The organism is uncultured Litoreibacter sp. (assembly GCF_947501785.1).
In the GTDB taxonomy this organism is placed as follows: Bacteria; Pseudomonadota; Alphaproteobacteria; order Rhodobacterales; family Rhodobacteraceae; genus Litoreibacter.
On the sequence record NZ_CANMXB010000001.1, the window covers coordinates 286,953 to 299,618 of the forward strand.

11 protein-coding genes are annotated in these 12,666 nt (G+C 60.8%); 9 read left to right on the plus strand and 2 right to left on the minus strand.

Going from position 1 to position 12,666, the window contains the following annotated elements; all coding sequences use genetic code 11:
• The first annotated feature begins 10 nt into the window (after window positions 1–10).
• The gene (locus Q0899_RS01505; protein WP_298292397.1) at window positions 11–229 is read left to right on the plus strand and encodes a DUF2842 domain-containing protein; all 219 of its coding nucleotides are present in this window, start codon (window positions 11–13) and stop codon (window positions 227–229) included.
• Here Q0899_RS01505 and Q0899_RS01510 read toward each other — a convergent pair.
• Window positions 192–1,916, minus strand: a complete 1,725-nt coding sequence (locus Q0899_RS01510) for a tetratricopeptide repeat-containing sulfotransferase family protein (protein ID WP_299190911.1) — start codon at window positions 1,914–1,916, stop codon at window positions 192–194. The two genes, Q0899_RS01505 and Q0899_RS01510, sit on opposite strands and share 38 nt — an antisense overlap.
• A gap of 370 nt (window positions 1,917–2,286) precedes the next feature.
• Window positions 2,287–4,656, minus strand: coding sequence for a hypothetical protein (locus tag Q0899_RS01515; protein ID WP_299190912.1), 2,370 nt, complete (start codon window positions 4,654–4,656; stop codon window positions 2,287–2,289).
• Between the two features lie 139 nt (window positions 4,657–4,795).
• Here Q0899_RS01515 and Q0899_RS01520 point away from each other — a divergent pair, with 139 nt between their 5' ends.
• From Q0899_RS01520 to Q0899_RS01555, 8 genes are all read left to right on the plus strand, one after another.
• Window positions 4,796–5,452 (plus strand): thiamine diphosphokinase, encoded by a 657-nt coding sequence (locus tag Q0899_RS01520; RefSeq protein ID WP_298292391.1) that lies wholly within the window; start codon window positions 4,796–4,798, stop codon window positions 5,450–5,452.
• 99 nt (window positions 5,453–5,551) lie between these two features.
• Window positions 5,552–6,670 carry a Hint domain-containing protein gene (locus Q0899_RS01525; RefSeq protein ID WP_298292389.1) on the plus strand — a complete coding sequence of 373 codons (1,119 nt, stop codon included), beginning with the start codon at window positions 5,552–5,554 and terminating at the stop codon, window positions 6,668–6,670.
• A 96-nt stretch (window positions 6,671–6,766) separates the two neighbouring features.
• Complete coding sequence (rpiA, locus tag Q0899_RS01530) at window positions 6,767–7,555, plus strand: ribose-5-phosphate isomerase RpiA (protein ID WP_298358786.1); 789 nt, start codon at window positions 6,767–6,769, stop codon at window positions 7,553–7,555.
• 12 nt (window positions 7,556–7,567) lie between these two features.
• A complete protein-coding gene (locus Q0899_RS01535) occupies window positions 7,568–9,025 on the plus strand; it encodes an FAD-dependent oxidoreductase (protein WP_299190913.1) in 1,458 nt (485 codons plus the stop codon).
• 71 nt (window positions 9,026–9,096) lie between these two features.
• Window positions 9,097–10,260, plus strand: a complete 1,164-nt coding sequence (gene hflK, locus Q0899_RS01540) for an FtsH protease activity modulator HflK (RefSeq protein ID WP_298292382.1) — start codon at window positions 9,097–9,099, stop codon at window positions 10,258–10,260.
• Complete coding sequence (locus tag Q0899_RS01545) at window positions 10,260–11,147, plus strand: protease modulator HflC (protein ID WP_298292380.1); 888 nt, start codon at window positions 10,260–10,262, stop codon at window positions 11,145–11,147. The genes hflK and Q0899_RS01545 overlap by 1 nt, the downstream gene beginning before the upstream one ends.
• Window positions 11,144–11,344 (plus strand): DUF2065 domain-containing protein, encoded by a 201-nt coding sequence (locus Q0899_RS01550; protein WP_298358780.1) that lies wholly within the window; start codon window positions 11,144–11,146, stop codon window positions 11,342–11,344. The genes Q0899_RS01545 and Q0899_RS01550 overlap by 4 nt, the downstream gene beginning before the upstream one ends.
• A gap of 130 nt (window positions 11,345–11,474) precedes the next feature.
• Complete coding sequence (locus Q0899_RS01555) at window positions 11,475–12,476, plus strand: sterol desaturase family protein (RefSeq protein WP_299190914.1); 1,002 nt, start codon at window positions 11,475–11,477, stop codon at window positions 12,474–12,476.
• The last annotated feature ends 190 nt before the right edge of the window (window positions 12,477–12,666 follow it).

Consider the following 12,666-nt stretch of genomic DNA (forward strand, 5'->3'; position numbering starts at 1 on the left):
GAGCCGAGCAATGGCCCTGAGCTACAAAGCCCGCAAACGCTGGTCGCTGCTTTTGCTGGTGGTCGGCCTGCCGCTTTATATTGTGGTGGCGGTGACGCTGGTGGGGTTGTTGCCGCGCCCCTCCTTCTTGATGGAGCTGGGCATTTACCTGGGGCTGGGCATCGCGTGGGCTTTGCCGTTCAAATTTCTGTTCAAAGGCATTGGGCAGGCTGATCCCGATCAGGACTAGGCCTGTCTGCGCCCAATTTTTCGTACAACGTCGTAAACGGCTCCATCTCCTTGCCAAATCGCGCGGCCAACCCCACCGAGCCGGTATGGATCGGAGCGCGCACCTGAGACGCGCTGAGCGTATCAACGCGGCCCGCTTTGGCATGAAAATCCAATGAACCCGGGTGCCAATCTATGCCAGCGGCCGCATAAAGGGCCTGAGACGTCTCCAGCGGTGTTTGCACCAAATCTTCGTACCAGATTTCGGTGAAGCTGTCGGGCGCGGCCTTGCGCCAGAATGCCAGTTGGCCCTCGAACAGCCGCATGAAGCGCGCAATGTCCTCAAGATCATTGGTGTAGCGGTGACGCCCTTCGACGAACATGTTGCGAAACAGGGATAGCGCGGTGTCTGCGGGGTCGCGACGCATCACAATGATCCGCGCATTGGGCATCAGCGTTTTCAGCGCGCCGAGATAGGCGTAGCTGGGGATCGATTTGTCGATGATATGGGTCGCGTCGGGAAATTTCTCCCGCTGCATCGTCCAGTACCGGCTGGTCATCTGTCGGGCGAACGCGCGGGCATCATCGTCGCGGCGAGGCGCTTGAAGAAGTTTGCGGATATGGCGGTTGATCCAACCCACCTCTCCGGCGGATGCGACGTCAGGACGGGTCGCCAACATACGCTCCGCCAGGGTCGTGCCGGACCTCGGCAGCCCGGTGATAAAGATCGGGCGCGGATCAGGATTGGCGGCCTGCTCCATGTCGGACCGAAATCCATTGGAGAAACCGGTCTGGTTGGCATGCACATCCAATTCGTCCGGGCCGATGTCGTAGGGGAATGCGGATCGGGTGAGGGCGTTCGCATATTCAAGGAACGGGAAGTCCTCGCCTTTGGCTTCCGCCAACTTCGCCTGAGCGAACAGAAGCCGGCGTTTGGAAGGGGCGGGCAGGTCCGGATCTTCAAGCTGCTGCGCCACGGCCTCAAGCAGGCCGTGAGACGGGGCTGCCGCGTTCGCATCCAGCAGCATCAGCGCGGCATTGGTGGGCCATGTTTCGCGGGCCTTTCGGAGCGCGTCGGCATATGCGGCGCCGTGCCCGAGGCTGCGCAGGTGGATGACGTGGCGTTCGGCCAAAGCCGGATCGTCGGGAAAAGCCGCGCAGCCGGTTTCGAGTGTCGTCAAAGCGGCATCGTCCAAATGCAGGTCACGCTGGCTGTCCGCGAGTGTGCTGTAATTGGCGGGCGTCGGAAGGTCCGCGACCTGCGCCGTGGCAAAGGCCAATGCGTCGCGCAATTTGCCTTGGGCTCGAAGCTCCGGGATCGAGGGGGCAGGGCGCTGTGACGTGCGCAACGGCGCATCCAACGATTTACGAAGCTTGCGCCGGTCTGACTTTGGCAGCGGTGCGGCTTCAAGACCGGCGCGCAATCGGCTGATCGCCTGTGGGTCTGCTAGGTCGCGGGCAAATCGTATCGTCGTTTTCCAGATCGCCGCAGAGCCCGGCGCTTGGGTCAGGGCACGGTCGATGGAGGCTTTCGCAAGTGGATGCCGCCCCGTCGCGATGTAAATCAGCGCCAGACGGTGATGCACCTCGGGTTGGAGCGGGGCCGCACGGGACAACTGGTTGAGGATGGTTTCCGCCCGTCCCAGCTCTCCTTTGCTCTGAAATTTCCGGGCCTGGCTTAGCCAGTTGGTGATTTCATCACGTGCCATACTGCCTCGCACGGACGGCAAGCCGTCCCCGTTCGCCTCAATCGATATGTCATCGGGGCGTTGTTTGTTTTTGTTGGGTAAGGGACGCGGCCAATGCCGCGTTTCGATAATTTGAAAACTAAACAGGTTAGTTTTGTTTGGCCATGGTAACCTGTCTCAATCGGCAAGAAATGGCGAAATTTTGCACCGCGACGGATCGTTTTTGAACGTGCCGGTCAAAGCCTTGAATGTGGCGGTCGATCGCCTTGGCTACTGCCTATTTTCTGGGCGTTTCCAAGGCGGTAACTGTCGCGCTTTGGGCGGGCAAACGCAAAACGGGGCACGCTTGCGCGTACCCCGTCCTGTGGTTGGTGCCTTATGAAGTCGGGAATTACTCCCCGGCTTCGCGAGCCTCGGGTGTGAAGCGGGACTTGCCCGACAACACGAATTTTCCGTTCCCACTTTTGACGACGCGGCCTTCGCGCAGGAGCGCGCCAAAGCTGCGCAACCCTGCTTCGCGCGAGGGCGCTTCGCCAGTGGTGAGAGACGCGATTTTGCGCATCAGCATCGGACGGGTGAATTCCTCCGCCCCTTCGATGAAAGCGTAATGCGCCGCCGCTGCTTCCAGCAGATCAGGCAATTCCAGTGCGTCGTGACGCGCTGCATATTGGCTGAAGCTTTCGACATTGGCATCGTCGAAGAGGTTTTCGTCCAGTTCCTCTTCCATTTCCTCTTTCAGGGCGAGGTTGCCGGCTGTGATGCGGCGCGGGCGCACATCGGCAGCTGCAGCCGCGTCTGCCTGAGGGGCAGGGGCGTCGATGCGCTGCTCGCTGACCAGCACCAACGGCGCGGGCCGGGAGGTGGCAGCACCTTCCGCACGTGGACGTGCACGGCCAGGGCGGACAACGCGGGCCAGATCGTCGCGATATTGGTCGAGCTCACGCTCTTCCTCATCAGCGGCGGCCTTTGCGATGCTGTCATCAGCCTTGGTCGCGGCAACAGCGGCCTTGAGATGAGCGATTGATGCGCGGCGGACCGCACCTTCATCGTCATCCGACAGGCGGGTGCTGGTCGCGTCCATCAGGCGGTTCAGCGCCGCATCCTCGTCCTCGACCAGGAGCGCACGGCGGGCGAGGCGCGCTGCGCGGTTCTCGTCCTGTGTGGTTTCGGCCTCAGGCGCGGTTGACGCTTCAGCATGGTCAGCGTCTGTGTCCGCGTCGTCGGCTTCAACTTCAGCCGTCGCCGCATCTTCTTCGGCAGCCTCGGCGGCGACCGCGTCAGTTGCGTCTTCGCCGACGTCTTCACCTTGCTCAGCTTCGACCTCAGCGGCCTCCGCCATGACCTTGGCCAATGCGTCAGCTTCTTCGGCAGCTTTTGCTTCGGCGTCAGCTTGGGCGTCTGCTGCTGCAGCGGCGGCGGCTTCGGCTTCCACTCTGGCGCGTTCCGCGGCCTCGGCGTCTGCCTTGTCCTGCGCCGCCTGAGCGGAGGCGAGGGCACGGGCTTCCATATCGTCTTCCTCATCGGAAACGATGTCTTCACCCATGTCGGCTTCGACTTCTGCCAGTTCGGCCATAAGTGCCGCCTCAGCCTCGTCATCCAACTCGGCAGATGCGTCTTCGGCAGTGTCATCGGTCTCGGCTGCCGTGCTGGCTGCCTCGACTTCAGCGCGAGAAATCTTCTGCACGATGATGCGGCGGCGCGGCTTGGCGATGGGAGCCATCACGTCTGCAATGTCCGCAGATGCGTCAGTATCGCCATCCGTATCGGCCTCGCTTGAGGCTTCAATGGCCTCAGCCGGGGCGTCAGCTTCTGCATCGGCCACGACCTCGTCGGTAGGGGCGTCTTGGTCTGCCTCTTCCTCTGTGGCGGCAACGTCTTCGGCTGCTGTTGCTTGATCAGCCTCGTCCAGCTCGTCTGCGGCAGTTTCAATATCCGCAACAACGTCAACGTCAGCCCCAGCTTCGACGTCAGCTTCCGCTTCCATCTCGACTTCGTCCTCAGTCTCCGCATCATCGGTCGCTGTCTCCGCCACTGGGGCGTCGACGTCAGCGTCCACCTCATCTTCGGCGGCATTGGCCATGATGCTGCTCAGAACGTCAGCGGTGCCGTCATCATCTTCATAGACGTCTTGGGCAACCGGGGTCGGTACTTCGGCCTCGGCGGTATCGTCCGCATCCAGGTCTGCGCCCGGATCGGTGACCGCTTCCGGTTCCGCTTCTGGCGCGGCCAGGTCTTCGGCATGCTCGTCCTCGCTATAGAAGGACGTTACCTCTGCCGGTTCGGCGGTCTCACGAGAGACCACGGCGCGGATGCGCTGCAGTTTCTCGGCGATCGTGTCGCCTTCGCCAAATCCAGTGCGGTCCGATGTCGGTGTTTCGACAAAGGCGGCAACTGCCGTTTCAGGGGCCGCAACCGGTGCCGCTGCGTCGGCCACGGGCTGAGCCGGGGCGTCCACAGGCGCTGCTGCCACAGCGGGCGCGGCAATCGGTGCGGTGTCTTGTTGTTGATGGTCCTGACGCAGGATCAGGGAATTGTCAGTCACCTCGGCATTGACGCGGGACTTGATTGTCTGTTCGGCGATCCGGTGCAGATACTCCGCATCAGGTTGCGGCGGCTCAGCGCCAAAGAACCTGTCACGCTCCGCCAGATCACGGAAATATTCAGAGATCGCTTTCATTGTTGAAAACGGCTCGTCAAACCCTTCAAGGGTACAAGAGAAGGTCCCGTAAGAGACCGTCAGAATTTTACTATCACCAACCACGGTGTACTCGCTTTCTCCCCAACCCACGCAACGAATTTAGTCCACAGTATTTCCCATTCCCAAACAAAAACTGAATTTTGGTAGTGATTATCTGCAAGAAACATTGCCCATTGTTTCCAGATTGATCATTAATCATCCCATGTCCGAGATCATTGTTCAAACCCACACATTTTTGACACTTTTGGGTGGGGGTTCGACACATTTTAGCCATGTAAAACAAGCGCTTAAGATAGCACCGATTCTCGTGGCTGCGGATGGCGGGGCGGACACCGCATTGGCGGCGGGGCACATGCCGGACGCGGTGATTGGGGATATGGATTCGATCTCAGACGCCGCGCGTGCGCAAATTGATGAAAATCATCTGCATTATGTTGCGGAGCAGGACAGCACTGATTTTGACAAATGTCTGAGGTCGATTGACGCCCCTGCGATCCTGGCCTTGGGCTTCTCGGGCGGGCGGCTGGACCATCAATTGGCGGCCTGCACGAGTTTGGTCAAATTCCCCGACAAACGCGTGGTGATGCTGTCAGAGGAAGACCTGTGCTTTCTGTCGCCGCTGGAACTGGCGTTGGATTTGCCCACCGGAACCCGCTTTTCCCTGTACCCGATGGCAGAGCTGCGCGGGGCAGGCACGGGGCTGAGATATCCGATAGATGGCCAGACCATGTCGCCGTCAACTTTTGTGGGAACCTCAAACGAGGTGACCGGGCCGGTGCGGTTGCGGTTTGAAAGCCGGGCGATGTTGGTGATCCTGCCACGAGACTGCCTGGACGTCGTTTTGGCCGCAATCACCTGATGAGGCGACTTGTCTAAAACCTTATGGGTTTTGTGGCGTGGCTGCAGGACATGATTAACGGCCAGCGTTTACTGAAAAACTGCTTTCAGGAGACGTGCCATGCCCGACTATCAGTTTCACACCTACGCCCCAGATGCTCTGACATATGATGACCCGTCTTTCTCTTTCACACTCGCCGCCGATTACGATTTCCGCACCGACCGCAATCTGATCGAATATTCGGATGACGACACGCAACTTGATGGGGACCAGAATGATGACGGGGTCGGCGATGACGCCAATCAGGTTGGCTCCGCCTATGACGACACCGGCGCGGAGATAGCCAACGGCACCGTATATGTTCAGCACTATGCCATTATCCAGGATTCGAATGGGGGCAACATCTACCTGGACCGGATCGAGATTGACGGTGTTCACGTCGGCTATATCTCGTCCGCGCCCCTGATCCCCGGCGAAAGCTACACCGTCGTGGCCGCGGCCAATGTCGGGGACACCGCCGGGTCCAATGGCAGCGACAACACAATGTCTCACAGCTATTACGAAACCAACACAACGCCCTGTTTTGCATCTGACACTCTGATTGAAACCAAACATGGGTCGGTGCCGGCGGAACAGATCAAGGCGGGGGACCTGCTGCGGGGGCTCGATGGTGCGTGGCACCGCGTGCTCTGGTCCCATGCCGTCAGACAAAATTTGTGCGGCGCGCCTGACGGGCGGCGCCCCATCCTGATATCAAAAGGTGCGCTGGGGCGGGGCCGGCCTGCGAGGGATCTGGTCGTCTCTTCGCAGCACCGCATCCTGATTGGTCACCCATCGCAGGGTGCGGGGTTGGCCAGGCGTCCCATGCTGGTGCCTGCCAAGTCCCTGCAACATTTGCGCGGGGTGCGCAAAATGCTCGGCAAGGCGAGCATCACCTGGGTCCATTTCGCCTGCCAATCGCATCAGGTGATCGAAGCGCATGGCTGCCTGAGCGAGACGATCCTGCTGGGGGCAACCTGTTTGGGGCAACTGCCCGCATATGAGCGGCTACGGCTGCTGGCCCTTTTTGGACACAACCCCAAGGGCGAAGCGGCTTTGAACGGACCTGCCGCATATCCGTGTCTGGGCGCGTCAGCGGCGACGCGTGAATTGCGCCGCTGCTGCCCAACGGGGCAGGCCGGCAATGGATGGTGGCGCAGCGGTCTGACTGGCGAAAAAGGGCTGCGCGCCTGCGGGTGAGGCCTGATCGAAGGGCGCGCCCGTTTGCGCGTTTTGGCCCTCGCGCCTTTTGTGCAATCCGCCTATAACATCCGCGAACCACCCGGAGCCTGCACCATGTCATCCAACCTGTCCCCGATCGATAAGGCCAAGTTTGTCGCCGCCAAGCGGGCTGTGGATTATGTCGAGGACGGTATGAAGGTGGGGCTTGGCACCGGGTCCACGGCGGCCTGGATGGTCAAATGCCTGGGCGAACTGGTGCGCGAGGACGGGCTGAAGGTCACGGGCGTCGCCACCTCGACCCGCACTGCCGAGCTGGCCGCGCAGGTCGGGGTCCCGATTGTGACATTGGATGAGGCCAAGTGGCTGGACCTGACCATTGACGGCGCGGACGAGTATGACACCAACCTCAACCTGATCAAAGGCGGGGGTGGGGCGCTGCTGCAGGAAAAGATCGTGGCCACGGCCAGCGACCAGATGATCGTGATCGCGGATCTCAGCAAACAGGTCGACACCCTTGGCGCCTTCCCGCTGCCGATCGAGGTGATCCCGTTTGGCTGGCAGACCACCAAGGCGCTGGTTGAAGAGACGCTGGTGAATCTGGACGTGCTGGGGCGCAGCTCCAGCCTGCGGATGAACAATGACACGCCGTTTGTCACCGACGAGGGAAACTTCATCCTGGACCTGCATCTGCGCCGCATCGGAAACGCGCGACAGCTGTCGCTGGTTCTGAACCAAATCCCCGGCGTGGTCGAGAACGGGCTGTTCATCGACATTTGTGACGTGGTTGTGATTGGCAATGGCGACGGCTCTGTGGAAGTGCGCGACATCAACAACGGGACGGTTGAGCACGAACAGATCGACGTGTTGGAAACCGACAACCTGTTCGTCGACATTGCAGACTAAAGGAAGACGCAGATGAGCTTTGATTATGACCTGTTTGTCATCGGTGGGGGATCGGGCGGCGTCCGCGCGGCCCGTGTCGCGGCTGCCGAGGGCGCGAAGGTAGCCCTCGCCGAGGATGACCGCATGGGCGGAACCTGCGTGATCCGGGGCTGCGTGCCCAAGAAGTTGATGGTGTTTGCGTCGAGCTACCGGGAGGCTATGGCCGAGGCGCAGGATTACGGCTGGACCGTGCATGCGGGCGGGTTCGACTGGCCCAGCTTTCAGGCCAAACTGAACGGGGAGCTGGACCGGCTGGAGGGCGTGTACCGCAATCTGCTGAACAATTCCGGCGTGCAGATCTACGACGCGCGCGGCAAGATGAAGGACGCCCACACCGTGGCGCTGAGCACCGGCGAGGAGGTGACCGCCAAGCACATCCTGATCGCCACCGGCGGCAAGCCCGCCTTGCCGGGCATGGACAATGACCATCTGGGCATCACCTCGAACGACATTTTCCACCTGCCGGAATTGCCCAAGCGCATTCTGATTGTGGGCGGCGGCTTCATCGCCTGCGAATTTGCCTGCATCCTGAACGGGATGGGCGTGGAGGTGACGCAATATTACCGCGGCGCACAGGTGCTACGCGGCTTCGATGACGAGGCGCGCGGGCTGGTGGCCGAAATGATGATAAAGAAGGGCGTTGACCTGCACGTGGGCACCAACATTGTGGAAATGCGCCGCGAAGCGGATGTGGACGACACGTCCCTTATGACGGCCTCCGACGCCACGAAAGGCCTGACGGAAGATAAAGAGGCGGAGCTGCGCCACACATACGGCCAAGGCAAGGGCGGCCCGATCTGGGTGAAAGCCTCCAACGGGACCACACAGGTCTTTGATCAGGTGATGTTCGCCACCGGCCGCACCCCCAACACCGAGGATTTGGGGCTGGACAACACCGGCGCCAAGCTGGGTCGCCGCGGCGAGATTATCGTGGATGAGTATAGCCAGACGTCGCAGCCCTCGATCTACGCTGTGGGCGACGTGACCAACCGCGTGAACCTGACGCCGGTCGCAATCCGCGAAGGCATGGCCTTTGTGGAAACCGTGTTCAAAGGCAACCCGACCAAGGTTGATCACGAGCTGATCCCTTCGGCGGTGTTTACGCAGCCCGAACTCGGCACCGTAGGGCTGACCGAGGAAGAGGCGCGCGACCAAGAGCCGGTGGACATTTACTGCACCTCCTTCCGCCCGATGCAGCAGGCCTTCATCGACCGCGAGGACCGGGTGCTGATGAAATTGGTGGTCTCCAAGGAAACGGACGTGGTGCTGGGCTGCCATATCGTCGCACCGGCGGCGGGCGAAATGATCCAGCTGGCGGGCATCGCGGTCAAGATGGGCGCAACCAAAGCGCAGTTCGATCAGGTTTGCGCCGTGCACCCGACCATGTCAGAAGAGCTGGTAACGATGAAGACCCCGATGCGTTCGGCTTGATTTCTACGAAAAAACGCCCAATTACAAGGCAACACGGAATACGAGATATCTGAAAAAGGGATGGAGCTTTAATGGCCGGTAACAATGGCGGACCCTGGGGCGGCGGCGGAAGCGGCGGCAATGGGGATAACGATGACAAGCGCCCGGGCGGCGACCGGGAACCGGGCCGAGGCCAGCAGGGCGGCAATGGCGGGTCACCGCAGATCCCTGAAATCGACGAGCTGATGAAAAAAGGCCAAGAGCAATTGCGCGTCCTGATGGGCGGCAAAGGCGGCGGCAACCGTAGAAACGGTGCTGGCGGCGGGCAGGGCGACGGGCCGGGTATCGGCAAAGGCGTCTATCTGCTGGGCGGCCTCGTGGCGGTTGTGGCTTGGGTGTTCACATCCTTCTACACGGTTGCACCGGAAGAGCAGTCCGTTGAGCTGTTCCTTGGCGAGTACTCTTCCACCGGGAACCCGGGGCTGAACTTTGCGCCTTGGCCGGTTGTGACCGCAGAGGTTCTGCCAGTGACGCGGGAGCAGACCGAAGACATCGGTGTCGGCGCGCGCGGCGACGGCGGGCTGATGCTGACCACGGATGAAAACATCGTGGATATTGATTTCCAGGTGGTCTGGAACATCAACGACCCCGCCAAGTTTCTCTTCAACCTGGCCGAGCCGCAGGACACCATTCGGTCTGTGTCGGAATCAGCCATGCGGGAAGTGATCGCGCGCTCTGAATTGGCGCCGATCCTCAACCGGAACCGTCAGCTGATCGCCGACGAGGTTCGGGAATTGATCCAGCTGACGCTCGACCAATACGATTCAGGCGTGAACATCGTGCGTCTCAACCTCGACAAGGCCGACCCGCCGCGCGAGGTGATTGACGCGTTCCGCGAAGTGCAAGCGGCCGAGCAGCAGCGTGACACGCTGCAACGTCAGGCGGATGCCTATGCCAACCGCCAGCTTGCGAAAGCCCGTGGTGACAGCGCCCAGCTTCTTGAGCAGGCGGAAGCCTACCGCGCCCAGCAGGTCAACCAGGCCGAAGGTGAGGCCGCGCGCTTCACCGCCGTTTTGGAAGAATACCAGAAAGCCCCTGAAGTGACGCGCAAGCGTCTGTGGCTGGAAACGGTCGAGCGCGTATACGGCGCGACTGACAAAATCATTCTCGACAACTCCGGTGAGGGCGGCCAGGGCGTCGTGCCTTACCTGCCGCTCAACGAGCTGCGCAAACCCGCAACAGGGGGGAACAACTGATGAGCCGTGGTATTATGGGACTAGTCGTCCTCTTTGGTATTTTGCTGCTGATCCTGTCCTCCGTGTTCATCGTGGATGAACGCCAGAAGGCACTGGTGCTGCAATTCGGGCAGATCAAATCGGTGAAGGAAGACCCTGGTCTGGCCTTCAAAATTCCGTTCATTCAGGAAGTGGTGCGTTACGACGACCGCATTCTGGCGCTGGACACCCCTCAGACCGAGGTGACGCCGTCGGACGACCGTCGTCTGGTTGTGGACGCGTTTGCGCGTTATCGCATCTCTGACGTGGTTCAGTTCCGGCAAGCGGTGGGTGTGGGTGGTCTTGCGACCGCAGAATCGCGCCTGTCCGGCATCCTGAACCCGGTGATCCGTCAGGTTCTGGGCTCCGAAGGTGTGACATCGAACACCATTCTGTCGGCTGATCGCGGCGCGTTGATCGCGCAGATCACGGCGCAGGCCCGGGAGCGGGCCAAGCCGTTGGGCCTGCAGGTTGTGGATGTGCGTCTGAAACGCACCGACCTGCCAGAGCAGAACCTTGAAGCCACGTTTAACCGGATGCGCGCTGAGCGGGAACGGGAAGCGGCGGACGAGATTGCCCGTGGTGAAGAAGCGGCGCAACGTGTGCGCGCGCAAGCGGATCGTACCGTGGTCGAGCTGGTCTCCGAGGCGCAGAAAGTGGCCGATATCACCCGTGGTGAGGCCGACGCTGAACGGAACCGTATCTTTGGTGAAGCTTACGGGGCAGATCAGGAGTTCTTCGAATTCCGCCGGTCGCTGGACGCGTATGAGCGGGGGCTGCTGGGCAGCAACTCCTCCTTCGTGATCAGCCCGAACGATCCGTTCTTTGACTATCTGCGGTCCGACCAAGGCACCGCCGCGGGTCAATGATCACCCATATTCTGCTGGCCATCGGTTTGGTGATGGTCGTCGAGGGGCTGGTGTTCGCACTGGCCCCTTCGCGTTTGGAAGAGCTGATCAAGGCCATTGCCGACATCCCGCCAGAGACGCGGCGCCTGTTGGGGTTGGGTTGCGTGGCGTTCGGGGTGTTTCTGGTGTGGCTTGCCAAAGGGGCGTTTGGCAACTGAGTTGGGCCGCGGGATTTGAGTATTTTTGCCAAAACGAAGCCGGAAGGCGGTGATTTGAATGTCGGGAGCGCGCGTTAACCTTAATATTTGGTGACTTGACGCTTTGCCGCGCGGGCGCGTTAGGTGGGGCATGGCTGACGAGACCACCACCATTGACGAGCACGGCCAGCACCGCGACCGGCGCGGCGAATGGCGACCCGACAAACCGGTGCGGTTCATGCCGCTCTTTGACTGGCCGACGACCCCGAAGGTGCTGGCGCGCTGGTTCTTTGGCGTGCCCGGGTTTCTGGTGCCGTGGTTTGGGTTGTATCTGGCCATGACCGTCATCGCGTATCTTTTCTTCACACCCGACATGTCGCGGATGCAAAACCTGCAGCTTGGCTGGGCTCTTGAGATCTTACTGCGCAATGTCGTGATGGTCGGCGCATTCACCGGCGGCCTGCATCTGTGGCTCTACCGGTGGCGCAAGCAGGGGCGGCGCGCCAAATATAACGGCAACTGGCCTGCAGAGCGCGACAAGCGCTTCCTGTTCAACAATCAGGTCCATGACAATGTCTTCTGGTCGATGGTCGGGGTCATCGTCTGGTCGCTGTTTGAGGTGGGGCTGTGGTGGGGCTATGCCAATAGCGCGCTTCCGTTCTCATCTCTGGCGCAAAACCCGGTCTGGTTCGTGGCGTGGCTGCTGCTCATGCCGTTCTGGCGCAACTTCCATTTTTACTGGATCCACCGGCTGATCCACTGGCCGCCGCTCTATCGCTCTGTGCATTACCTGCACCACAAGAATGTCAATGTGGGGCCTTGGTCGGGCATGGCGATGCACCCGGTGGAGCATGTGCTTTATTTCAGCTGCATGGCGATCCACCTGGTGGTGCCGTCGCACCCGCTTCATATGATGTTTAACGGGGTCACCACGGCGCTGGGGCCCGCCGTCAGCCATTCAGGCTTTGACGAGTTGGTGTTTGGTGACGAGGCGGCCGTGAAGAAGGAAAAGCTGATGCATTACCTGCATCACCGGTTTCACACCGTGAATTTCGGGGAAAGTGCGGTGCCGCTGGACAAGTGGTTCGGCAGCTTTCACGACGGCTCGCCGGAGGCAGATGCCAAATTCAAGGCGGCGCGCGTTAAGGGATAATGCACCGTTCGGTGCTTTGATGATTTGCGCAACAGCGCTATGGTCTGGTCAAAGCTGTTACAGGGCGCTCACGTCCTGTTGACATCAGGCGAGGGGTGGAACCGTTGCAATCTGCGTGAAATGGCCCACTTTGGAAGTATCGAGCGCGGGCGCACATGCAATGTGCACCTGCCCACACCAAGAAACGAAA

Excerpts from the sequence above, each read along its gene's own strand:
- Q0899_RS01505 (WP_298292397.1), top strand. The coding sequence starts at position 11 with ATGGCCCTGAGCTACAAAGCCCGCAAACGCTGGTCGCTGCTTTTGCTG.
- Q0899_RS01510 (WP_299190911.1), bottom strand. The coding sequence starts at position 1,916 with ATGGCACGTGATGAAATCACCAACTGGCTAAGCCAGGCCCGGAAATTT.
- Q0899_RS01520 (WP_298292391.1), top strand. The coding sequence starts at position 4,796 with ATGTCCGAGATCATTGTTCAAACCCACACATTTTTGACACTTTTGGGT.
- Q0899_RS01525 (WP_298292389.1), top strand. The coding sequence starts at position 5,552 with ATGCCCGACTATCAGTTTCACACCTACGCCCCAGATGCTCTGACATAT.
- rpiA (WP_298358786.1), top strand. The coding sequence starts at position 6,767 with ATGTCATCCAACCTGTCCCCGATCGATAAGGCCAAGTTTGTCGCCGCC.
- Q0899_RS01535 (WP_299190913.1), top strand. The coding sequence starts at position 7,568 with ATGAGCTTTGATTATGACCTGTTTGTCATCGGTGGGGGATCGGGCGGC.
- hflK (WP_298292382.1), top strand. The coding sequence starts at position 9,097 with ATGGCCGGTAACAATGGCGGACCCTGGGGCGGCGGCGGAAGCGGCGGC.
- Q0899_RS01545 (WP_298292380.1), top strand. The coding sequence starts at position 10,260 with ATGAGCCGTGGTATTATGGGACTAGTCGTCCTCTTTGGTATTTTGCTG.
- Q0899_RS01550 (WP_298358780.1), top strand. The coding sequence starts at position 11,144 with ATGATCACCCATATTCTGCTGGCCATCGGTTTGGTGATGGTCGTCGAG.
- Q0899_RS01555 (WP_299190914.1), top strand. The coding sequence starts at position 11,475 with ATGGCTGACGAGACCACCACCATTGACGAGCACGGCCAGCACCGCGAC.